Annotated in this window: 23 protein-coding genes; 15 read left to right on the top strand and 8 right to left on the bottom strand. The window is 61.8% G+C overall.

Annotated features, from left to right (window positions below; genetic code table 11):
• Window positions 1-82 precede the first annotated feature (82 nt).
• Window positions 83-376, bottom strand: coding sequence for a hypothetical protein (locus tag ACM6HV_RS11095; RefSeq protein ID WP_007963021.1), 294 nt, complete (start codon window positions 374-376; stop codon window positions 83-85).
• 246 nt (window positions 377-622) lie between these two features.
• Here ACM6HV_RS11095 and ACM6HV_RS11090 point away from each other — a divergent pair, with 246 nt between their 5' ends.
• The 5 genes from ACM6HV_RS11090 (at window position 623) to ACM6HV_RS11070 (ending at window position 5,164) form a co-directional block, all read left to right on the top strand.
• Entirely contained in the window at window positions 623-925 is a 303-nt protein-coding gene (locus ACM6HV_RS11090; protein WP_007951009.1) for a MazG-like family protein, read from the top strand.
• On the top strand, window positions 925-1,674 hold the full coding sequence (locus tag ACM6HV_RS11085; protein ID WP_041068058.1) for a methyltransferase: 750 nt from the start codon (window positions 925-927) through the stop codon (window positions 1,672-1,674). The genes ACM6HV_RS11090 and ACM6HV_RS11085 overlap by 1 nt, the downstream gene beginning before the upstream one ends.
• A gap of 12 nt (window positions 1,675-1,686) precedes the next feature.
• A complete protein-coding gene (locus ACM6HV_RS11080; RefSeq protein ID WP_414904202.1) occupies window positions 1,687-2,298 on the top strand; it encodes a DUF4136 domain-containing protein in 612 nt (203 codons plus the stop codon).
• Window positions 2,299-2,349: 51 nt separating this feature from the next.
• Window positions 2,350-2,907, top strand: a complete 558-nt coding sequence (locus ACM6HV_RS11075) for a DUF4136 domain-containing protein (RefSeq protein ID WP_007963018.1) — start codon at window positions 2,350-2,352, stop codon at window positions 2,905-2,907.
• A 253-nt stretch (window positions 2,908-3,160) separates the two neighbouring features.
• Complete coding sequence (locus ACM6HV_RS11070) at window positions 3,161-5,164, top strand: pilus assembly protein TadG-related protein (protein WP_414904201.1); 2,004 nt, start codon at window positions 3,161-3,163, stop codon at window positions 5,162-5,164.
• Here ACM6HV_RS11070 and ACM6HV_RS11065 read toward each other — a convergent pair.
• Both ACM6HV_RS11065 and ACM6HV_RS11060 read right to left on the bottom strand, forming a co-directional pair.
• Complete coding sequence (locus tag ACM6HV_RS11065) at window positions 5,161-7,908, bottom strand: PAS domain-containing protein (RefSeq protein ID WP_414904200.1); 2,748 nt, start codon at window positions 7,906-7,908, stop codon at window positions 5,161-5,163. The genes ACM6HV_RS11070 and ACM6HV_RS11065 overlap by 4 nt on opposite strands.
• Complete coding sequence (locus ACM6HV_RS11060) at window positions 7,905-8,351, bottom strand: TadE/TadG family type IV pilus assembly protein (RefSeq protein ID WP_047291066.1); 447 nt, start codon at window positions 8,349-8,351, stop codon at window positions 7,905-7,907. Before ACM6HV_RS11060 ends, ACM6HV_RS11065 begins: the two co-directional genes overlap by 4 nt.
• 76 nt (window positions 8,352-8,427) lie before the next feature.
• Between ACM6HV_RS11060 and ACM6HV_RS11055 the strand changes: the two genes are divergently transcribed.
• Both ACM6HV_RS11055 and ACM6HV_RS11050 read left to right on the top strand, forming a co-directional pair.
• A complete protein-coding gene (locus ACM6HV_RS11055) occupies window positions 8,428-8,898 on the top strand; it encodes an A24 family peptidase (protein WP_414904199.1) in 471 nt (156 codons plus the stop codon).
• Window positions 8,899-9,016: 118 nt separating this feature from the next.
• Window positions 9,017-9,802 carry a response regulator gene (locus ACM6HV_RS11050; protein WP_414904198.1) on the top strand — a complete coding sequence of 262 codons (786 nt, stop codon included), beginning with the start codon at window positions 9,017-9,019 and terminating at the stop codon, window positions 9,800-9,802.
• Between the two features lie 61 nt (window positions 9,803-9,863).
• On the opposite strand, the gene ACM6HV_RS11045 is transcribed toward ACM6HV_RS11050, so the two are convergent.
• The 3 genes from ACM6HV_RS11045 to ACM6HV_RS11035 all read right to left on the bottom strand — a co-directional run bounded on the left by ACM6HV_RS11045 (window position 9,864) and on the right by ACM6HV_RS11035 (window position 10,885).
• On the bottom strand, window positions 9,864-10,271 hold the full coding sequence (locus ACM6HV_RS11045; RefSeq protein ID WP_121183537.1) for a response regulator: 408 nt from the start codon (window positions 10,269-10,271) through the stop codon (window positions 9,864-9,866).
• A gap of 66 nt (window positions 10,272-10,337) precedes the next feature.
• On the bottom strand, window positions 10,338-10,550 hold the full coding sequence (locus tag ACM6HV_RS11040; RefSeq protein ID WP_041068032.1) for a Flp family type IVb pilin: 213 nt from the start codon (window positions 10,548-10,550) through the stop codon (window positions 10,338-10,340).
• A 119-nt stretch (window positions 10,551-10,669) separates the two neighbouring features.
• A complete protein-coding gene (locus tag ACM6HV_RS11035; RefSeq protein WP_371260371.1) occupies window positions 10,670-10,885 on the bottom strand; it encodes a Flp family type IVb pilin in 216 nt (71 codons plus the stop codon).
• Window positions 10,886-11,220: 335 nt separating this feature from the next.
• On the opposite strand from ACM6HV_RS11035, the gene cpaB reads away from it, so the two are divergent.
• Genes cpaB through ACM6HV_RS10995 form a run of 8 tightly spaced genes read left to right on the top strand, consistent with a single transcriptional unit; the run spans window position 11,221 to window position 18,677 of the window.
• Window positions 11,221-12,153, top strand: coding sequence for a Flp pilus assembly protein CpaB (gene cpaB / locus ACM6HV_RS11030; protein ID WP_414904197.1), 933 nt, complete (start codon window positions 11,221-11,223; stop codon window positions 12,151-12,153).
• A gap of 20 nt (window positions 12,154-12,173) precedes the next feature.
• Window positions 12,174-13,397 carry a type II and III secretion system protein family protein gene (locus tag ACM6HV_RS11025; RefSeq protein ID WP_414904196.1) on the top strand — a complete coding sequence of 408 codons (1,224 nt, stop codon included), beginning with the start codon at window positions 12,174-12,176 and terminating at the stop codon, window positions 13,395-13,397.
• On the top strand, window positions 13,394-14,587 hold the full coding sequence (locus ACM6HV_RS11020) for a pilus assembly protein (protein WP_145596264.1): 1,194 nt from the start codon (window positions 13,394-13,396) through the stop codon (window positions 14,585-14,587). The genes ACM6HV_RS11025 and ACM6HV_RS11020 overlap by 4 nt, the downstream gene beginning before the upstream one ends.
• Window positions 14,584-15,852, top strand: a complete 1,269-nt coding sequence (locus tag ACM6HV_RS11015; protein ID WP_414904195.1) for a CpaF family protein — start codon at window positions 14,584-14,586, stop codon at window positions 15,850-15,852. The genes ACM6HV_RS11020 and ACM6HV_RS11015 overlap by 4 nt, the downstream gene beginning before the upstream one ends.
• A gap of 18 nt (window positions 15,853-15,870) precedes the next feature.
• Window positions 15,871-16,755 carry a type II secretion system F family protein gene (locus tag ACM6HV_RS11010; RefSeq protein WP_414904194.1) on the top strand — a complete coding sequence of 295 codons (885 nt, stop codon included), beginning with the start codon at window positions 15,871-15,873 and terminating at the stop codon, window positions 16,753-16,755.
• A gap of 1 nt (window position 16,756) precedes the next feature.
• Entirely contained in the window at window positions 16,757-17,641 is an 885-nt protein-coding gene (locus ACM6HV_RS11005) for a type II secretion system F family protein (protein WP_414904193.1), read from the top strand.
• A gap of 23 nt (window positions 17,642-17,664) precedes the next feature.
• Window positions 17,665-18,387: a tetratricopeptide repeat protein gene (locus tag ACM6HV_RS11000; protein WP_145596273.1), complete on the top strand. Its 723-nt coding sequence runs from the start codon at window positions 17,665-17,667 to the stop codon at window positions 18,385-18,387.
• 17 nt (window positions 18,388-18,404) lie between these two features.
• Window positions 18,405-18,677 (top strand): DUF3613 domain-containing protein, encoded by a 273-nt coding sequence (locus tag ACM6HV_RS10995; RefSeq protein ID WP_414904192.1) that lies wholly within the window; start codon window positions 18,405-18,407, stop codon window positions 18,675-18,677.
• 67 nt (window positions 18,678-18,744) lie between these two features.
• Here ACM6HV_RS10995 and ACM6HV_RS10990 read toward each other — a convergent pair whose 3' ends face one another.
• Together ACM6HV_RS10990 and ACM6HV_RS10985 are read right to left on the bottom strand one after the other, a co-directional pair.
• A complete protein-coding gene (locus ACM6HV_RS10990) occupies window positions 18,745-20,415 on the bottom strand; it encodes a ShlB/FhaC/HecB family hemolysin secretion/activation protein (RefSeq protein ID WP_414904191.1) in 1,671 nt (556 codons plus the stop codon).
• 134 nt (window positions 20,416-20,549) lie between these two features.
• Window positions 20,550-22,163 carry a collagen-like triple helix repeat-containing protein gene (locus ACM6HV_RS10985; RefSeq protein WP_414904190.1) on the bottom strand — a complete coding sequence of 538 codons (1,614 nt, stop codon included), beginning with the start codon at window positions 22,161-22,163 and terminating at the stop codon, window positions 20,550-20,552.
• Window positions 22,164-22,363: the final 200 nt, after the last annotated feature.

Raw genomic sequence — 22,363 nt, 5'->3', positions numbered from 1 at the left:
GCCTGATTGCGAAAGCGCTGTGTCATTCAGAGCCGTTTTGGCTGATCTGACGCCTTCGCGAGCAGGCTCGCTCCCACGAGGGTTAATGGATGATCCAGCTCAACAGCCACAACCCCAACAGCAACCAGATGATCCCGGCAATGATCGACGCATTCATGAACGCGCGAATCGCCGACCACAGCAGCATCAGGCCGACAATCAGCGCGAGGATGCTGATGATCGAGGTGTCCATGCCCAGTGTCTTCGCCAGGCCATCGACAAAATTGCCGCCAGCGTTGCTCAGTATGTTGAACAGGCCGCTGAGGCCATCGACGATGAAGCGGATGATCGAACCGAGCGCCTGGCCGAGCCATTCGAAAAAGCTTTCTACCTGCATGTGTGCATCCTGATGAAAGAGCTGAGCCTTGGGCCACAACGCGGGTGGCCGAGTTCCCTGCAACTATAGAGGGTTTGTCTCAGTCCTGTGTGGGAGCGAGCCTGCTCGCGAATGCGGTGGTGCAAAGAATTGATGGTTTGAATGAGACACCGCTCTCGCGAGCAGGCTCGCTCCCACAAATGCACACCATGGCCGCTTGCGTTCAGCCGACATCCCCCCGAAGCTATACGCCTTCAGGAGAACCCGATGAACCTTGTTGAACTGACCGAACGCCTGCACGCCATCCGCGACCGTAATGACTGGCGACAATTTCACAGCCCGAAAAACCTCGCCATGGCCGCCAGCGTGGAAATGTCCGAGCTGGTGGAGATTTTCCAGTGGCTGACCGAAGACCAGTCACGCCAGTTGCCGGCGGACAAACTGGCGCATGCCGGGCAGGAAGTCGGCGACATCGTCCTGTATCTGTTGCTGTTGTGCAGCGAGTTGGGGCTGGATATGAATGAAGTGGTGCGCAGCAAGCTCGCCGACAGCGAACGGCGGTTCAGCTGATGAGCGATCGGCATTTCGATCAGTTGGCGACCCGTTTCGCCGAAAAAATCTACGGTGGCGCCAAAGGCGCGATTCGCCTGGCGGTGTTGCAGGCCGACCTGGCCGAAGCGTTGCCGGACCGGCCGTTGCGCGTGCTGGACATCGGTGGCGGGCTGGGCCACATGTCGCTGTGGCTGGCCGAGCGTGGCCATCAAGTGACCTTCACCGAACCGGCCGAACCGATGCTCGAAGGGGCCCGCCAGCGCTTCGCCGAAGCCGGGCAGAGCGCGACGTTCATCCAGGCACCGTGGCAGGAACTGCTCGGTCAGCTCACCGAACCCTACGATCTGGTGATCTGCCACGCCGTACTCGAATGGCTGGCCGAACCCCATGCGATCCTGCCGGTGCTGCATCAGCTGACCAGTCCCGGTGGCTGGCTGTCGCTGGCGTTCTACAACCGGGATGCGCTGATTTATCGCAACCTGCTCAAAGGCCATTTCAAGAAAATGCGCAAAAACACCATGGCCGGTGAAAAGCAGAGCCTGACTCCGCAGCAGCCGCTTGATCCGCGGGAGCTGGCAACGCAACTCGAAGGGTTGTGGCAGGTCGAAACCCAGAGCGGGATCCGGGTTTTTCACGACTACATGCCCGTGGAATTCCAGGCCCGCGCCGAACTCGTGGATTTGCTGGAGATGGAGCTCGCTCACCGTCGCCACCCAAGCTTCGCCGGGCTTGGGCGTTACTTGCACTGGATCTGCCGGCCGATCTGATCGGAGCACCGCATGAAAGCTCAATCCGGTTTATTGCTGATCTGCCTGGGGCTGGCCGCCTGCCAGGGCACCAACCCGTACGTCGCGCAGTCACGGCCGTTGCCGCCGGCACCACCGCAAGCGGCCAATACCTTTGATCGCAGTGCTTATCCGGCACCGCCGCGCGATTACGGGCGCTATCGCAGTTGGGCCTGGCTCAACGGCCAGTTGCCGCCGGGCACGGCCTGGGCCGACTCGGCGCAAGTGGCCGAAGCGGTGAGCAATGCGCTGGATCAGCGCGGATTGCGGCCGTTGCACGACAACCGTCCGGCCGACCTGTTGGTCAGCGCCAACCTGCGTCTGGAAACCCGCTTGCGTCAGGTGCAGGACGACTACGGCTACTACGGCGGATACGGTGGCTATGATCGCTACGGACACGGTTACGGCATGTACAACAGCGTGCCGATTGTTCGCACCTATCAGGAGCAGGTCGTGGTGGTGCAGGTCAATCTGTTCGATGCCGGCACCGGGCAACCGGTGTGGAGCGCCAGCGCCGAAACCGCCAACCAGGGCAGCCAACTGGTGCGCACCGACGCCATTCGCGAGGCGCTGGAAAAAGCCCTGTCGGCCTATCCGCCGAGCTAGACTTCATATGAGAACGCTTCGCAGGTTCAGGCCTTCAACCGGAGAAAAATCATGTTCCGCCGTCTCGCTTTATTGGCCATGGCCGCGCTGCTCAGTGCCTGCGCCGCCAATCAGGTCAACCATGACTTCGACGCCAGCCGCGACTTCGCTGCTTATCGCAGTTGGAGCTGGAAAGAGCCCGCGCTGCAATATCGCCCGGATGACCCACGGATCAAAAGCGACCTGACCGAGCAACGCATCCGCCAGGCCGTCAGCGATCAGCTCGACCAGCGCGGTTTGCGTCCCGCCGCAGCGGGGGCCAAGGGTGACCTGAGTGTGCAGACCTACCTGATTGTCGAAGACCGTCAGCAGCAAGTGACCACCAACTACGGCGGCGGTTGGGGCGGCCCGTGGAACGGTTACTGGGGCGCGCCGATGTACAACGAAACCCGCAACATCACCTACAAGGTGGCGACCATCCAGATCGACCTGCTCGATGGCAAGGACGGCAAACTGGTATGGCGCGGCAGCGACGAGCAGATGCTCAGCAGCACGCCGAATCCGCAGGATCGCAGCAACGCGGTGCGCGAAACCGTCAGCCGGATATTGGCCAACTATCCACCGCGCTAGTGCGCTGTAAAAAAAACGGGAGCCCAAGAGGCTCCCGTTTTTTTGCCCCGCCACAAATCCCCTGTGGGAGCGAGCTTGCTCGCGAAGACGGCGTGTCAGCCACATCCATGTTGAATGACACCGCGCATTCGCGAGCAGGCGAGGTCTGCAGGGTTTTGTGCGGCACCAAATGGCGCGTTGCCATTAGCGGCGTCTACACTCAAACCCACCATCGGAGGTTGCGCTCGGCAACGCGCCAGCAAAGGAGTGCGCCATGTCGCCTCGTACGCAGTTCAATGGCAAGGCCCGGCAACGCGGGGCGATCGGCTTGATGGCGGCTGCGTCCCTCAGTCTGGCGCTGGTGTTGATGCTGTTGGTGGTCGACACCGGTCGGCTGTACATGGAGCAGCGCAAGTTGCAGCGGGTGGTCGACAGTGCCGCGCTGGAAGCCGTCAGTCGCGGCGGCAACTGCCAGTCCGGTCTCAGCGCCGCTACTTACGCCGGGCAAAGCGCCGTGCGCAATGGCTACATCGTCGATGGCAACAACACGCTGGTGACCACTTGCGGCAGCGTACAGACCGCCGCCACCGGACTGCGCGCGTTCACTGCCGATGCGACGCAGTCGACGGCGGTGAAAGTCGCTGCCAGTCGCACGGTGACCACCAGTTTTGCCGGTGGGGTACAAGCGCTGTTCACGGGCTCAGCGGTCAGTCTGAACACCACGCTGAATGCTTCGGCTGTCGCCGCCCAGCCGACACCGACGGTTGCGCAACTGAACATCCGCAGCAACCTTGCGAGCATCAACACTGCACAATCGAACATCCTCAATCCGCTGTTCTCCGGGCTGCTCGGCGGCAACGTCAACCTCACGGCACTGGGCTGGGATGGTCTGCTCAATACCGACATCAACCTGCTCAACTACCTCAACCAACTGGCAATCAACCTCAACGTCGCTGCCGGTAATTACACGCAACTGCTCAATACCCAGGCCACCGTCACCCAACTGATTCAGGCGGCCGCGACGGTGGTGCAGCTCAATGGCGCGACCGCCACGGTGATCACTGCGCTGGGGCAATTGCAGGTTGCGGCGATCAACGCGGCACCGGTCAAGCTCGGCGACATTCTGCAGTTGCAGACCGGCACTACAGCGGCCGGGCTGGATGCCAACCTGCAACTGCTGCAATTGATTCAGGGCGTGGTGCAACTGGCCAACAGCAAAAGCGCGGTGGCGGCGACCTTGCCGATCAGCGTGCTGGGGCTGGCGAATGTCACGGTGCGGGTCAAGGTGATCGAGCCGCCGCAGTTCTCGGCCATTGGCGATCCGGCGCGGGCCAAGGCCAATCCGTTGGGGCCGGACCGGATTTATGTGCGCACGGCGCAGATTCGCACGCTGCTCTCGGTGAATCTGCCGGTGCTGACCGGGGTGACCGGGTTGACCAACGCCGTATTGGGGCTGGTCGGTACTTTGACCCCGACCCTCAATGCGCTGTTGAGTCTGAATCTGGTGGCGACCCTCAACTCGGTCGGTTGTCTGCTGGGTGCCGGTTGCGAACAGCTTGATCCGCTGCTGTTGCCATCGCCGCAAATCGACATCGCCCTGGATGCCGGTGGGGCGGTCAGCTACGTCACCGACTACAGCTGCCCGGCAGGCCCGGGCACTGCGGGCACGAAAAGTCTGACCGCCCATACCCTCACCTCGATCGCGGACCTCAAGGTCGGCAAGATCGACCCGACCAATGCCTTTTCCTCGCTCGCCGAACCGACGGTCACACCGTTGCCACTGGTCGATCTTGGCACCGTGACTTGCCACAAGATTCTCGGCATTGGCAGTTGCGACGAGAGCACCCACGTGCAGTACGGGGCGGGCGGTATTGCGATCATGGTCAACACCAGTGTCGCGCAAAACGCTCAGGATCTGCTGTATTCCAGCAGCACGCCGTTCGCCACGCCGGCCAACCTCAAACTGCCGCCAAGCGTGATCTCGGCGGCGCCGTCGAGCAATATCGTCAACAGCCTGGCGAACACGTTGGCGGGGATCAATCTGATCGTTTACAAACCGCAGGGCAGCAATCCACTGGGCGCCATCGTCACTGGCGTGGCCAGCCTGATCAGTGATGTCACGGCGATTTTGCAGCCACTGATTACCAACCTCGTCAGCCCGTTGCTCGACCCCTTGCTCAACAACCTGCTGAAAAGCCTGGGCATCAACCTGATGGACGTCGACGTCGGCGCCAACATGACCTGCGGCCAGACCGGCAAGGCTTATCTGGTGATCTAGACGTTCGGCGCTATCGGCAACTCGATGCAGAAACGTGCGCCCTCCAGCGAGTTGCGCACGCTCAAATGGCCGCCCATGTTTTCAATGATGCCGTAGCTCACCGACAGCCCCAGCCCGGTGCCGACGCCCACCGGTTTGGTGGTGAAGAACGGTTCGAAAATCCGCTCCAGCAAACGTGGGTCGATGCCGCCACCGTTGTCCTCAACCCACAGCCGCACCTTGCTTTCATCGCGCTCGGCGTAAATCGAAATCCAGGGTTTGAATGACGCGTCCTTCTCGCGTTTGCCGAGCAGCGCATCGCGGGCATTGACCATCAGGTTGATCAGCACCTGTTCCAGTTGATCGACATAACCGCGCACCTGCACGCTGAAAGCGGTTTCGCTGATCCGCAGGTCGACACCTTTGCCGCGCATGCCTTCGGCGAGCAACGACAGCGTCCCTTCGATGGCCGAGGCCGGGTTGAACAGTTGCTGCTCGACCTCCGAGCGGCGGCCGAACACGCGCATGTGATCGACCACTTTCGCCGCGCGCTGCACCTGGGCGTCGATGCGATTGAGTTTGTCGGTCAGGTAGTCGATCTGCACATCACCATTGCCCAGACGCTTGAGCACGTTGACGATGGCCATGCGCATCACGTTCAGCGGCTGGTTGATTTCGTGGGCCAGGCCGGTGGCCATTTCGCCGAGGGTGGCCATTTTCGCGCTTTGTGTGAGTTGCTGTTGCGAGCGGCGCACCTCGGTGTTGTCGCGGCCCACGGCCTGCACTTCGAGCAGGCGCCCGTGTTCATCGAACACCCCGCGATCGGACCACACCCACCAGGCATGTTCGCGCCCAGGTAATTGCAGGCTGATTTCGGCAGTGCTCACCGGCAGCTCCGGAGTCAGCAGCGCCAGGCGTTGCACGAAGGCGGCGCGTTGTTCGTCGGACATCCAGCTGCCCAGATCGACCCCCGGCAATTGCTCCGGCGAGCATTCCAGATAAGTCGCCAGTGGCCGGTTGCCGAAGGTCAGGGTCAGGTCCGGACGATAACGGCAAATCATCGCCGGCGAGTCTTCCACCAGAATCCGGTAGCGCTCTTCGCTCTGTTTCACCTGTTCGGCGGCGAGGGTCGCTTCGGTGACGTCCAGCCACAGGCCGACGGCTTCGACCGGCAGGCCCAGGTCATTGCGCAGCAGCTTGGCTTCATCGAGCAGCCAGTGGTATTCGCCGCGCGCGTCGCGTAAACGAAAGCGCGCGCGCACCGAGCCTTCGCGCAGCAGTTGGCGGGTACGGGCGAAATACAGATCGCGATCTTCAGGATGAATCAATTGCACCCAGTCAGTGCCAATGCCCTCGTCCGGCGTCCAGCCCAGCAGCGGCTGCAAACTGGCGCTGAAGAAATCGGGACGTAGCGCGCCCTCGACGTAACGCTGCACATAAATCACCGCTGGCGAACTGGCGATCAGGTTGTCCAGTCGCGCGTGCGCAGCTTCGGCTCGCTGCTGCTGGTTCCGGATGTCGCTGATGTCGAGCATGAACCCTACCAGTCGCCGCTGTTCACCACTGCCGGCGACCTGACCTTGCACGCGATACCACAGCGGTGTTTGTCCTGATTCGCTGCGGTGCAGACGAACGCTCAGGCTCAGGGCTTCGCCGTGCAGTTGCAGGGCGTGCAGACGGCTGCGCAGTTCTTCGCGGTCGACCGGATGAATCAGCGCCAGCCAGTCTTGCAGCGAGATTCGAGCGCTGTCCGCCGGCAGCGCAGCGAGCAGCGACGGCGCCAGCAACACGTCGTCCCCGAGCATTTCCCACCAGCCGGTACCCAGCAGGGTTTGCAGCGACTCGAGGCGCTCGGTGTAGTGATGATGTTGCTGATCCCGCAGACGGCTGAGCAGCGGGCCGGCGAGCGCGCCGGTCAGTGACATCCAGTCGCGGTCGCTCAGGTGTGGAGCGACAACGTCCACGGTGTAGAAACCACAGAGCAGCCATGCCGCCACCCCACGATCATCGCTGTAGGGCACGGCGAAACCATCGGCGTTGCCGAAGATCGCTGCAACGCGCGAGTGTTCGAACAAACCGTGATGCGCGCCGAGACGCTGCGGTGCACTGCCGTTGAGGCTGTCGAGCGGCGTGCCCAGACGCTGGCCGTCCTGCCACAGCATGGGGGCATCGTGGGCGCGATAGTGTTGAAAAATCTGCCAGCCCTGTGCCTGTTCGTCGAGCAGGGCGATGGCCAGGCACGGGATTCGCCAGCGCTGGGCGATGGCCTGCAACTGCTCGCTGAGCACCACCGGCAGGCGCATCAGGCTGCAGGTGCGCAGGTGGTCGCTGATCTGCCCGGCAAGGGCCTGACAGGATTCGCGGTGGCGCGATTGCTGGCGCTCCAGCAGCAGGTCGCCGATGTCCATCAGTTGCAATACCCAACCCGCCGCCGAAGGCTGCACCCAGCCGCGCAAATGCAGGGTCTGGTCACTGAGCCCGGGGAAGTCCAGGTCGAGCATTTGCCCTTGCCAGTCCTGTGGGCGGCCTTCGATCGCCAGCGTACTGTGGGCGAGTAAATAAGCCGCCAACGGTAGCGGCGAATCATGGGGCGGCTGTTGCGCCAACAGATGACGCAACGGCCCGGCCATCTGCAGTACGCCGCCGTCGTGATCCAGGTGCAGGTGCAAACCCAGCGGCGGTGAGCCGAGGTGGTCGGGCAGTTCACTGGCGGGCGCCGGCGCACGTTTGAGCAGGCGTCCGAACAGATGGTCGCCGGAGGTCAAAATTTCAGGCTCGACGCGGCGGAGAGGGTGGCGGGCAGGCTCGGCACGGCACCCACGCCCGGCAGCACCAGAAATGGAATGACCTGATTGAGCTTGCTGGTGGGGTAATCGACTCTGACCGTCAGCGTACCTTGAGTGGCGTCATACACCGCCGAGGTGTCGACACCGACCACCAGGTTCAGCGCGGGTGGCACCCACTGCAACTGCTGGGTCAGAGCGGTGTTGGCAGTGCTCACCACCACGGAGGCATAACCGGGCGTGTTGGGGTCGACTGCGACGCTGCGGCGCACCGCTTCGGATGTCGCCTCGTTGAAGGTCTGCATCAATACAAACGGCAGGCTGTAACTGACCAGCGCGTAGAACACGGCGAAAAAAATCACGAATACCAGGGCGAACTCGATCGCCACTGCGCCTGCCTGTGATTTTGCGAAGCCGGTTTTCATGACTGCGTCTACCCTGACGTTCACTGCGTAGTATCAGCATAGAATCAATCAGCAAAATCGGACGGGATTTAACCGGATGCAGAGTTTCGTTCTCCTGATCTGGCTGGCGGTTTGCGCCGCCCAGGATGCCCGACAACGGCGTATCGCCAATGCACTGACATTCGGCGCGGGAGCTCTGGCGCTGATCTATCTGCTGGTGACTGGCTCGACCTGGCTCGGTGCCGAAGCGCAGCAGGGACTGTGGGCGGGCGTGATCGCCTTTGTGTTGACCTTGCCGGGGTACTTCATGGGGCGCATGGGTGCCGGCGATGTGAAACTAATGACAGCCATGGGCCTTGCGACGAACGGTTTATTCATTCTTTGTGCGTTTATCGGCGCCGGCGTCGCCAGTCTGCTCTGGCTGCTTGTTGCGCCAAGAGTCTGGCTTCATATGAGTCAACGACTTAGAGAACATCTTCGATATATGGAGCCTGGAGCGTCAAAGAAGCTGCCATTTGCACCGTTCGTGCTGCTGGGCGTACTGGCTTCGATTCATTGGATCCATTAGTCGCCAGGTGCCACTAGTTCTATGTACATAGTCGGAAAGTGCGTCTACTTTCAAATGAAGTCGTTACATTGCCAAAGTGCAGAAAAAGTCAGCTTTGGCCCGAGCAATGGAGTGGTTCGTGAACAAGCTTACGTCGGCGGTAAAAGTGCTCGTGGTCGATGATCAGCCGTTGATCGTCGAAGAGTTGTGCGAGTTTCTCGAAAGCAGCGGGTACCGCTGTGTGCCGTGTGAATCCAGTGCGCAGGCGATCGAGCGTTTCAGCGAAGACGCGGAAATCGGCCTGGTGCTGAGCGATCTGCACATGCCCGACATGGACGGCATTCAGCTGGTGCAGGAACTGCAACGAATCTGCGGCAAACACCGGGTGTTCGAAGCGATCATGCTAACCGGCCGCGCCGATAAACAGGACGTGATCAAGGCCCTGCGCGCGGGGATCGCCGATTACTATCAGAAGCCGATCGAGCTGGATGAACTGCTTGAAGGCGTGAAGCGTCAGGAAGCGGCTCTGCAGGAGCGGCACAAGAATGTGCAGTTGGGCCACCTGAACCAGAAGCTGCAGTTTCTTTCCGAATCCATCGATGACCTCTACCAGGACCTGGACAAGGTCCGGCGTAATCCGGCGACGGTGGTCAAAGACATGCTCGGTGGCGACGGCGCCGAAGCCGAGCAGGAGATTCCGGCGATCTTCAATCAGTTGTCGCCACGGCAACTGGATGTGGCGCGGCTGGTGGGCAAAGGGCAGACCAACTATCAGATCGCCTGCGAGTTGGGCATTACTGAAAACACTGTGAAACTGTACGTTTCCCAGGTGTTGCGCCTGACCCACATGCACAACCGCACGCAGTTGGCATTGGCCCTTTCACCCAGTGCTTCGGCCGCCCGTCAGCGTGTAACCGCACACTGATTCTGTTTGCCTGCCCCTTCCCGGGCAGGCAGTCAATTCTGCCAAAAAACCTTCGCCTGTATTACCCGGCCTGTGTCTTGGGTTTGGGGAACAGATTGTCCAGGGTTTCCAGCAGCCGCACGTGGTAGATCGGCTTGCGAAACAGGTCCAGAACCTGCAGGCGCAGCATGTCGCTGACGTCCTCCATGTCGGCGTGTCCGGACGTGACGATCACTGGCAGATGCTCGCGTGAAGTGTGCTCGCGCAGGCGTTTGATCAGCGACATGCCGGACTCCTCCGGCATGCGCAGATCGGTGATCACCAGGGCGATATCCGGAAAACGGGTGAGGTGATGCAGGGCGAGTTTCACCGACGTGGCGGTGTGGCAGACAAAGCCCTCGCCCTCCAGTAGCTCGGCCAGCTCAAGCAACGCGTCCTCTTCGTCGTCAACCAGAAGCAACTGTTGGCGGGGGAGTGAGGAAGCAGTCATGGGCAGTCCCTGAAAAGCTGAAAGTGATATCGAGTGTAGCCCGACATTCGCCGGGCGCGACTCACATCAGGGGGTCTGTACCGGAGCGGTCTGGGCGGTGCCGCCGAGGGATACCAGGACGCTATTGAAAATCGCAAAGATTTTCGCGCCCAGTGGTGTGATGAACACCACCACAACGACCGCTACCATTGCCACCACGATGGCGTACTCGATGGCGGATGCAGCCTCTGTACTTGCCAGAAACGACCTCAGGCGCAATATCAGATATTCGAGGATCATTGACATTCTCCTTCGTAACGGCGGGTGATCGGACTGGTGAAATCCGAAGATTTGCCAGTGTCTGAGCGATGCTGCTGGTCAGCATGGGCCTGGACACTGGACGACGGGAGGGATGTTGATCAAGGCGTCGTTCTGACTTGTGCCGTGCCACCGAGCTTGGTCAGCACCACGTTGAAAATGGCCAGCACCTTGTCGCCGATGGGCGACACAAACACCACGACCACCACCGCCACCATTGCCACCACGATCGCGTATTCGATGGCCGACGCACCTTCTTCACTTCTGCACAGCAGCCTGGCCCTGGCCAGTAGATAGTCGATGATCATCCGAAACATACGTCCACTCCTTCGCGCCTCTGGCGCCGATCCAACGCTACAGCGGCATGCTTTCACCGTGCTATCAGAGCATTGTCAACAAACCCCCGGTCAACAACTGTAAGAACGGATTAATCACAAAGGATTAACCGGATTGTTAATTGAGCCAATCCCTACAGTTAATTGGCCATGACTCATACTTTAGTGAGTTATTTTCCTGTCAGTAATGGCGTTTTGGCTCGTATCAGCTAGCTTGGAAATAGCGAAATCGTTGCATGTTCATAGCTGCCTGATCGCGAAAAATTCTCTCGGCAGGAAGTACAGGCTGTCGGTGCAGCAGGAAAGGGAGAGCCGTCATGAACAGTCGCGTCACCATGGGCCTTGCAGCCGTGCTGCTGCTGGGGGCAATCATCGTCGGTTACTGGGGGCTGGTGCTCAGTCGGCAACCGGCTCCGGTTGCCCAGGTGCCTGCCGCTTCGCCCGTCGTGGTGGAAAAAACCGTCGCCGCCGCCGAAGATCAGACCCGTCAGCCCGTGGTCGTGTTGTTGCACGATGTTCCGCCGTTCACTCCGCTGACCGCTGCCGATGTGACCGTGGAAAAATTGCGCAATGCGCCGGCCGGCAGCCTTGCCAGTGTTGATCAGGCAGTGGGCCGTACCCCGTGGCGGCATTTGAGCGCCGGCACCTGGCTCAACGATGAAAGCTTCGAGGCGGGTGGCTCACTGGCGCGGATGATCCACAGCGACGAGCGCGCTCTGACGGTGGCCGTGGATGAAGTGATTGGCGCTGCCGGGCAACTGCTCCCCGGCGACTATGTCGATGTGCTGCTCTACCTGCGCCAGGATGCGAGCAATCTGCAGCAGTCAGCGCAAATCGTCGTTCCGGCCATGCGCGTGCTTGGCGTGGGTGAACAATACGGCCTGACCAACGACGGCCAGCCCGCCAATCCGGCCCTCAGCGCCGACGACAAACTCAAACAGGATCAACGCCGGATCGCTGCGCGCACCGTGGTTCTGGCCGTACCTGAACAATTGCTCAGCCGGATGATGCTCGCCACCCAGGTCGGCACCTTGCGTCTGGCCGTGCGCAGCAGCGAAGAGCAGCGGCTGGCGAAATACTGGGCCGGTGAACAGCAGGCGCCGGCGCACCTGGATAACGCCAACAGCCAACTCTTCCAGTTCACGCAACTGGCCTTGGGCGCCGCGCCGAAAGCGCCGTCCTCAGGTGGTCATGAACGCAAGCCGATGGAAGTGATCCGCGGCAATCAGCTTTCCCAACAAGCCCCATGACTGAGCAAGGATCCACGTGCATGCAGAGTCGATTCAGGCCGTTATTAAAACCGGTAGTCCCGGCCTTGATACTGATGGGACTGACGATGAACGCGGCCATCGCGGCCACCGGCAATTGCTCGGCGCTCGGTCGCCTGCCAGCGGTGATCGAGATCGGCGAAGGGTTCCAGCAGGACATCCAGTCGCCCGTGGCAATCACCCGGGTGGCCATCGGTGATCCGAAGATCGCCGATGTGCATGACACCGGCAGCGCTTCTTTTTTGCTCACTGGCGTGGCCCCCGGCGCCACCAGCCTGATGGTCTGGACCGCGTGCTCCAGTGAGCCGCGTCAGAGCATGGTGTTCGTGCAAGGCAGCGCCACGGCGGCGTTGACCAGCACCAGCAGACTGCCTTCCGATGACCCGACGCTGCCTTCGCAAGTGCAGACCGACATTCGCTTCGTCGAAGTCAGCCGCACCAAACTCAAGGAAGCCACGGCCTCTTTGATCGGCGTACGCGGCAATTTTCTGTTTGGCTCGCCCGGCACGCTGCCCGATGTCGGTGGTGTGCCGACACCGAAGTTGCCGGTGAATAACGGCCAGTTCAATTTTTCCTGGATCGGCGGCAAGACCATGGCGATCATCAACGCGCTGGAAGGCAGCGGCTTTGCCTACACCCTCGCGCGGCCGAGTCTGGTCGCGCTGAGCGGGCAGAGCGCAAGCTTTCTGGCCGGTGGCGAAATCCCGATTCCGGTGCCCAGTTCCGGCAGCGATACGGTGACCATCGAGTACAAGGAGTTTGGCATCCGCCTGACCCTGACGCCGACCGTGATCGACCGCAATCGCGTGGCGCTGAAGGTCGCGCCGGAAGTCAGCGAACTGGATTACGCCAACGCCATCAATATCGCCGGCACCCCGGTGCCGGCCCTGACCGTACGCCGTACCGATACCAGCGTATCGCTGGCCGACGGCGAAAGTTTCGTCATCAGTGGCTTGATCAGCACTAGCAACACCTCGCAAGTGAACAAGTTTCCGGGGCTGGGTGATATCCCGGTGCTCGGCGCGTTTTTCCGTGATTCGCAGATCAAGCGCGAGGAGCGCGAACTGCTGATGATCGTCACCCCGCACCTGGTGCAGCCATTGGCGGCCGATGCGCAGCTGCCGTCGCTGCCGGGCGAAAAATTGCGCAACTACGATCCGAATTTCTACCGCATGTTCTTCCTCGAAAACGGCAACTTCGACAAGCGCAGTGGGTTGTCCCAATGAACCAGAACCTGAGCCAGACCTTTCTTGCGATCACCCGTAACAGCACCGATCTGGAGTGGCTGCAAGGCGCTCTCGCGCCACTGGGTCAGGTGGTCAGCGCCGGGGCCGGGAGCCTGGACGAGTTGCTGGCGCTGGTCGATGTCACCTTCGCCAGCCTGGTGTTCGTCGGCCTCGATCGTGACCACGTGGTGGCGCAGAGTGCGTTGATCGAAGGTGCGCTGGAAGCCAAACCCATGCTCGCCATCGTTGCTCTGGGTGATGGCATGGACAACCAACTGGTGCTCAATGCGATGCGTGCCGGCGCCCGGGATTTCGTCGCGTACGGTTCGCGGGCCAGTGAGGTCGCCGGGCTGGTGCGGCGCCTGAACAAACGTCTGCCACCGGTGACCACTACCACGCAGCTGGGTGGCCTCACGGTGTTGTACGGCACCCAGAGCAATTCCGACGGTGCGCTGCTGGCCAATCACATGGCGCTGGTGGTGCAAAAGAGCGGTCAGCAAACCTTGCTGCTGGATCTGGGCCTGCCCCGGGGCGATAGTCTGGCGCTGCTCGGGCTCGAGAGTTCGTTTCACTTCGGCGATGCCTTGCGCCACTTGCGCAGGCTCGATGCGACGTTGATCGACAGTGCCTTCACCAGCACGGAAGCCGGCCTGCGGATTCTGGCGTACGCCAGCAGCGACGAGCCGCTGGACAGTACCAGTGCCGCCGAGCTGTACATGTTGCTCAGCGCCTTGCGTCAACACTTCCAGCACATCGTCGTGAACCTCACCGGGCAGTCCGACAGTGAAGCCTTGCGCACGTTTGTCAGCCATTGCGACAAGCTGATCTGGTACACCGATCAGAACGTGCTCAACTGCCGTCGCAACCTTGCCGTGCTCAACCAGTGGCGCGAGAAAGGCATGAAACTCGACCACGCACGCTTGCTGGTGGACGGTTACTTGAGCAGCGTCGCCCCGGACGCCGAAACCCTTGGCAAGACCTTCAACCTGGAAGTGATCGCGGTGTTGGCAGCCAACGCCGAAGTGCGCTTGAACGCCAAGAACCAGGGCGTCAGCCTGTTCGAACTGGCCCCGCGGGAAAAACTCACACAGAGCCTGCGCACCCTCGGCGAACGTCTGGCCAAGCGCTCCGAAGGCCTGGTCAAGCCCAAGGTCGTCACCTGGTTCGACCGCTTGCGAGGCACCTCATGAGCGCGGAAAAACTGTTCGGCGCGGTGCAGCACGGCGCGACCGGCAACACCGATCACGAAGGCCTGAAGCTGGTCCTGCATCGCTACATCATTGACGCCATCGAAGAGTCGGGGAAAAACCTGCTGGAAGGCTCGCGCCAGTTGCTGGCGCAATTTGTCACCGACAAGGTCGCCGAATACATCGCCCGTCTGCACCTGGCGATTTCCCGCTACGAGATGGAGCGCCTGGCCGAAGAAATCGTCGACGAACTCACCGGTTTCGGCCCGCTGGAGGTGCTGCTGCGCGATCCGTCGGTGACCGAGATTCTGGTCAACGGCCCGCACCGGGTGTTCATCGAGCGCGACGGCGTGCTGCATCAAAGTGACCTGCGCTTTATCGATGCGCATCACGTCGAGCGGGTCATGCAACGGATTCTCGCGCCGCTCGGGCGACGCCTCGACGAGTCCTCGCCGATGGTCGATGCACGCCTGCCGGATGGCAGTCGGGTCAACGCGATCATCCCGCCGATCGCTCTCGATGGCCCGTGCCTGTCGATTCGCAAGTTTCGCAAGGACATGCTCAAAAGCAGTGACCTGATGGCGATGCAGACCATCGATCTGGCGATTTTCGAGTTTCTTCAAGAGGTGGTGGGCAAGCGCTGCAACGTGCTCATCAGCGGCGGTACCGGCACCGGCAAGACCACGCTGCTGAACATCCTCAGCCAATTGATCAACCCCCACGAACGGCTGGTGACCATCGAAGACGTCGCCGAATTGCAGCTTGGCCACCCGCACGTCGTGCGCCTGGAAACCCGCCCGCCAAATGCCGAGGGTCACGGCGAAGTCAAGGCCAGCGACCTGATCCGCAACGCCCTGCGCATGCGTCCCGACCGGATCATCCTCGGCGAGATTCGTGGGGTCGAAGTGGTCGATGTACTGACTGCGATGAACACCGGCCACGACGGCTCGATGAGCACCGTGCACGCCAACAATGCACAGGATGCGCTGCTGCGCCTGGAGACGCTGGTGGGGCTGACCGGACGCTCGATCGCCGAGCGCACACTGCGCCAGATGATCTGCGCCGCCCTCGACGTGATCATCCAGCTGACCCGCATGCCGGACGGCCGTCGCTGTGTCAGCGAGGTGGTGGAAGTGGTCGGCATCCGCGAAGACATCTATGTCACCAACACCTTGTTTCGTCTTGATCGGCGTACCGGTTTCGGCTTCCTGCGCGAAGCGGTCAATCCGGCGGGCGACAAGTTGCGCCACGAGACGAACCTGGGCTGAGAGCATGGGACGCACATCATGATCGGACCGGCCATTCTCATCCTGCTTTGTCTGATTCTGCTCGGGCTGTCGATCTGGCTGTTCGTGCACGGTATCCACAAGAGCGGCAACGAACGGGTGCTCAATCGCCTTGCGGCGGGGCAGCCACAACTCGTTGCACAGAAACCGGCGTGGGTCGGGTTCGAACGCATGTTCCTGCGAGCGGGGCTGGGCCGTCCCAACGAACGTTTCGGCCTGTGGCTGACCTTGTGGGGCGTGGCCATTGCCCTCGGGTATCTGCTGGCGAGCTGGATCGGTTTGCTGACGATGCTGTTGGCACCGCCGCTGACTCTGCGTCTGTACATGTCCTGGCGGTACCACCGGCGGATCAAACGCATGATCGAGCAGTTACCGCAGTTGCTCGACTACACCGTGCGCAGTCTCAAGTCCGGCCGCACCCTGAGTGACGCGGTCATGGGCGGCATCGAGTCGAGTGACGATCCGCTGAAAGAAGCGATGGGCCGGGTGCAGCGCAACGTGCAACTGGGCGTCAATCTGCCGGATGCGGTCAGTGACTTTGCCGAGCTTTATGAACAGGACGAATTGCGCATGTTCGCCCTCGGCCTGAAGGTCAATCATCGCTATGGCGGCAATGCCAGTGAGTTGCTGGAGAACCTGATCAAGCTGATCCGCGAGCGTGACCAGGGTGCTCGGCAACTGCGCGCGCTCACCGGCGAAACGCGTATGACGGCCTGGGTGCTGGGTTCGCTGCCGGTGATCCTGGTGGGCTACTTCATGCTGACCAACCCCGGTTACATGCTTGGCATGTGGCACGACGGCGGTGGCCGGACCATGTTGATCATCGCCGTGGTGTTGCAAGTGACCGGCTGCCTGGCGCTGTGGCGCATGTTGCGGAGTATTTGACATGGTCTATCTCGCCGCTCTGATGCTGCTGCTCGGCGCGCTGTTGCTGGTGGTCAATCACCTGCTGACCGAGCGCCGCCGGGTGCGCCAGGTCAACCAGCGTTTGCAGGGGCATCTGGTGCGCGAGAACCGTTTCGGTAACTGGCTGCGGGCTCTGGGTAACAGCAGGTTCGGTCAGCGCTCGGTGAGCATCGACAGCGAAACCCAGACCCTGCTCAGTCGCCTCGGCTGGCGCCGCGCCAGTGAGCGCTCGCTGTTCGCCGCCTGCCAGATCGGCACGCCGCTGCTGACGCTTGGGTTGGCGATCTTTCTCCAGGAAGTTTTTTTTCCGCACGCCGCCAACCGCTGGATCGTGCCGATGCTCGCCACCGGCGCCGGTTACCTGTTACCCAAGCGGCTGCTGGCTTACGCCGCCGGGCGTCGGCAGAAAACCATCACCGTGGAAATCTCCACGTTCATCCCGTTGCTGCGCATCCTGTTCGAGTCGGGCATGGCGGTCGAACAAGCCCTGCGCGTGCTCAGCAGCGAAGGGCAGAAACTGCTGCCGGAACTGACCCGCGAACTGCGCCTGATTCTGGCCCGGGTCGATTCGGGACTGGAGTTGGGGCAGGAACTGAACAAGGCCTCGGTGATGCTCGCCGTCGATGAATTCACCGACACCTGCGTGATCTTGCAACAGCTGATTCAGCAGGGCGGCGGGGCGATGAAATCGTTGCTGGCGCTCAAACAATTGCTCGACGACCGGCGCCTGACCCGACTGCAGGAATACATCTCGAAAATGTCGGCGAAGATGTCGGTGGTGATGATGCTGTTTCTGTTTCCTGCCTTGCTGATCGTACTGGCCGGCCCGGGGTTCACCGCGATTACCCGGGCGTTTGCAAACTGACGTGGGCTCATGGAGAGCGTTTGATGAAAGCACTGATTGTCGTGGCAAGTCTGTTGATGCTCGGTGGCTGTGCCACTGACGGCCAGGCACCGTGGTCGGCAATGCTGGCGCCGAGCAGTTGCAGCAAGCTCGACTCCGAACAGGAACTGGCCCTGAACCTGGCGGATGATCTGGCCAACGACGGCAAGCTGCACGCCAGCCTGGCCAACCTGCAAAGCCTGCCCGACAACCTGGTCGAGGTGCGCTTGCGCAAGGCCAGGGTTTACCGCTTGCTCGGGCGCAACGAGGCCGAGCCGCTGTATCGCGGCCTGCTCGGCACGTGCCTGACGGCGGACGCCGAACATGGCCTGGGGCAAATCTATGCCGCCCGTGGCGATAACGGTCAGGCCCAGGCGCACCTGCAGCGCGCGGTGCGTCTGGCGCCAACCAATGACAAGATCCGCAACGACCTCGGCGTGGTCTACCTCAATCAGTTGCGCCTGGAGGACGCACGCTTCGAATTCCTCACCGCCATCGAACTCAAGCAGAACGATCAACTGGCTCCGCTGAATCTGGTGACCTTGCTGCTCTACCAGAACAACTGGCAGCAAGCCGCCGAAATCGTCAGCCGCGCGCACCTGACGCCGGAACAATTCTCCGAAGCCCGGGCCCGTGCGGAAAAACTCAAGGTGCCGGCCAAGGCCCCGACCGCGGCCGGTAATCAAGTGGCGGTGGTGGCTGACCCACAACCGTCGACGCTCAAGTGACATTCCGGGAGATCACCATGAACACCGTGCACCGCCTAAGCTGCCTGATACTGCTGAGCCTGCCGCTAGCAGCCCAGGCGATCGACGCCGGCCCGGCCTCGGCGCAGCAACAGGAAACCGAAGGCTGGCTGGTGCTGCAAAGCCGTAACCAGGCGGCCTCGACGAAACCGCAAACCGCCACGGCGGCCGAGCGGGAAGAGGCGATGCAGCGCTGGCTGAAGAAGTACAAGTACGAGATCCCGGACTTCTACGACCCGGACGCGGGCGGCAAGATCGAGACCAAGAACTAGGTTGCTGGCGAGGCTAAATCCATTGCGTCATCGCCGCTAAAGCGGCGTTGACGCAATGGCTGAAGGTCTACAACTGATAGCTGAAACTGATGCTGTAGCGCGCCCGTCGATTGAACGTATCCAGCGCCTCATCGGACATCGGCTTGGCGGCCTCCAATGCAATGTTGTAGTACTTGGCATCGCCAAAGCGCAGCCCCACTGCCGCCGATGACAGGTCGTTGCTCTGTACCGCGAGCTTGTTGAACCAGGTTTTCGAACGGTCCAGCACCACATACGGCTGCAGGATGCGCACCCAGTTGCCGTCGCGGTTGAAGCTGTAGTTGACCTCGTAGGCCGCGCCCCAGCCTTTATCTCCCGACGCCTGATCGTCCGGGTAACCACGGCCGAAATTCTGCCCGCCGAACACGGCGCGTTCGCTGTCGGGCAGGGTGTCATCGCTCCAGTACAACGCGGCCGACAACACGCCTTGCCAGTTGTCGAAGAACTTGTCGCTCTGCACGCCGGAGAGGCGCAGGCGCAGGAAGTTCAGGTCCAGTGCCGGGTTGTTGGAATGTGCGCCCATGCTGTCCAGCCCCTGATACAAGCCGCCACTGAGAATCCGCAGTTGCCGGGCGTCGCTCTTGCGCCAGTCGCTTTCGAACGCGAGGGCGCGTACGTCAGTGCGTTCCTCGATGCTCAACGGGTAGCCAACCACCTTGTAGCGGTTGGTGCTATCGACCGCATACAGCCGCGCGCCGGCATTGAGCAGTTCGTTGGCCGCAGCGATGAACGGGTGACTGACACCGATTGAGTAACGGTCGTCTTCCTTGTGCGGCTTGAGTTCGAAGCCGTCGCTGGTGAACAGACTGGTGCCCGGGTCGGCACGGTAGCGGGAGGCAAACAGGCTCAGTTGCGTGCCTTCGCTGTTGAGGAACTGGTTGTAGTCCAGTCGGTAGTAATGCTCGTGGTCATCCCCCGGCGGAAACAGCCCGCTGAGGGTCAATTGCTCGCCCATGGCGGTCTGCGAGTTGCTGCTCACTCCCAGCAACGCCTGGGTGCCATTGCGGTTGTCTTCAGTGGTGCTCAGGGTGCTGGTGAACGGTTTGCGGCTGGCCTGGGCGACCAGGGTCGTGGCACCGTCAGTGGTGCCGGGCGGAGGCACTTGGGCCTGCACCGTCACGCCGGGAATGCGGGTCATCAACGTGGTATAGCGCTCGAAGGTCTTGCGGGTCAACGGCCGTTCAGCCTGGATTTTCGCTGCCAGCTTGTCGAGCAGACCTTTGACCCGGCCGACGTCGCCCTGCATCTGGATGTCCCTGACGTAGCCTTCCACCAACACCACCCGCGCGACGCCGTCGTCGAATTTTTGTTGCGGCAAGAACGCGTAGGACAGCAGATAACCGTCCTGTTGGTAGCGGCGGGTAATGGTGCGGGTGGCTTCGATCAGGTCGGCGAGGCTGGTCGGGTGACCGATCAGGGGTTTATAGATCTCGGCCAGTTCGCTGAGGGGATAGATCGTCCCGCCTTCAATCTGGACCGTCTTCAGGGTAATTCTGGTTTCCATCATCAGCGGCTGGGCACTGGCCGCGCCGGGTTCCGGTACTTGCACCGGAGTAGTGGCCGGGCGGTAGGCATCGGCCGGCAGGTTCGGCACGGGCAGGTTGCGGATGGTTTCGTTGCTGTTGAGAAAACTGGGCAGGGTGTCGGCGAGGGCGGCGGAACTGAGACTGAGGAACAGCAGGGATGCCATTACACGCATAGGACACTCCATGGTCAGATCACAGCACTGGGCTGAATTTTTCCTAAGAAAAAAGCGGAAGACTCGTGGGAATCTTCCGCCCTCAACCAAGCGTAGGCGCTGTAGGTGAGGCCGTCGAATCGGCCAGGTGCAATTTAGCGTTTGTTGCCTCCAAGAGTGCCGGTCAGGCCACCGAGTACACCGCCCAAGCCACCGGTTGCGGTACTACCCGTTGCGGTGCCGCCGGTACTGGTGCCACCGTTGAGCAGACCACCGACCGCGCCGACGGTAGCGCCGACGTTGCTGACCACACCACCGACGGCGGTCGTGACCGGGTTGTTGGTGGACGCGAGGGTGGCGCCAACCGTGCTGACTGCGCCGCCGACCTGACCGGTGAGACCTGCGACCGGTGCGCCCAGACCTGTGGCGGCGCCGACTTGTTGAGTGACGCTGGTGACCGCACTGGTGACCGGGTTCAGCCCGGCACCGACGGTGGCGCCGACGGTGGCCAGCGGCGAGGTGGTGGCGGTGATCGGCGTGCCCGAGCCACCGAGTACGGTGTTGAGCGAGGCGATGGTATTGCCCACTGACGCCGTGGTGACGCCACCGGCACTCACCGCACCGTTGGTGTTGCCGGCGTTCAGGCCAGCACCCACATTGACCACGGCCCCGCCTACGGTTTGCAGCAGGCCGGTACCGCCCAGGCCGCCACCGAGGCCGCCGCCCAAGCCACCACCGGAAGCGGTGCCATTGTCGACCAGCCCGCCGGCTTTGCCGACCGTGGTGCCAACGTTGGTCAGGGCGCCGCCAACGGTGTTGGTCAGGGCATTACCGCTGCCGGCCCCGGTAACTTGACCGCCCAGGCCTTTGACTGCGCCACCGACCTGGCCGAGGACACCGTTGAGCGGAGCGCCGAGGCCGGTCGTGTCGCCGACTTTGTCGGTGGTGCTTTCCACCATTGCAATCACCGGTACCAGACCGTTGCCGACACTTTTGGTCACTGAACCGAGGGGGCCTGTGGTGGTGGCCAGGCTCAATGTGTCGCCGAGCATGGTGACTTTCTCGCCGACGCCATCAAGCACCGGCGCCACTTTGGTCACCACGCCACCGACGACTGGAACGCTGCCGGTGGCGGTCGCCAGTTTGCCGCTCAGGTCCGAGACGCCGGTACCGACATCTGAAACCACGCCGCCGACCGAGGCTGCGGTGACGCCCAGGCCATTATCGACCGTGCCCAGTTTGCCGATACCGTTGGCCACGCCGTCACCCAAAGTGCTGACCACATTGCCAGCGGTGTTGGCCGCGCTTTGCACGACGCCTCCGACCACTGGAACCGTGCTGAGCGAATCGCCGACCTGTCCGACGCCGTCGCCGACGCCTGCGACGGTATTGCCGACATCCTGCACCAGGGTGGTGGTCACCAACGGGGTGGTGGTCGGGTTGGTCGGATTGGTGGGGTCCGTAGGGTCTGTCGGATTGGTTGGGTTGGTCGGATCGGTCGGGTTGGTCGGGTTGGTCGTGCCGGTACCGCCAGTGCCGCCAGTGCCGCCAGTGCCGCCAGTACCGCCTGTGCCAGCGGTATCGGTGCCGCCAGTGCTGCCGGAACCGCCGGTGCCACTGGTGCCACCAGTGCCCGATGTCGCGCCGTCAGGCGAAGAGCTGCCGGAACTGCTGTGATGGCCGCCACCGCCGCTGCTGCAGCCCGCGAGGCCAAGGGAGAGGATCAATGCCAGAGCTGTTGCCGATTTGCACCACACTTGAGTTTTCATGATTGAGATTCCTTGCACCTGTAACAACATTCGTCGTTTTCGATGGCTCACCCGTCTGTCGCCGGTGATGCCTCGTCCGTGGTGTCAATCTCGATCGCGTCGCGGCTTGCCGCCATTCTCAAGTTGGTATTAACGCCTTTATATATAAGGCGCCGCGCAGTGCCTAAGGACTAATACCCAGGATATAAACGCGCAAAAAA

Source organism: Pseudomonas sp. IT-P260, from assembly GCF_949768395.1.
GTDB classification, from domain to species: domain Bacteria; phylum Pseudomonadota; class Gammaproteobacteria; order Pseudomonadales; family Pseudomonadaceae; genus Aquipseudomonas; species Aquipseudomonas parakoreensis.
Note: the sequence above shows the minus strand (reverse complement) of the source record. Positions and strands in the feature narration are given on the sequence as shown.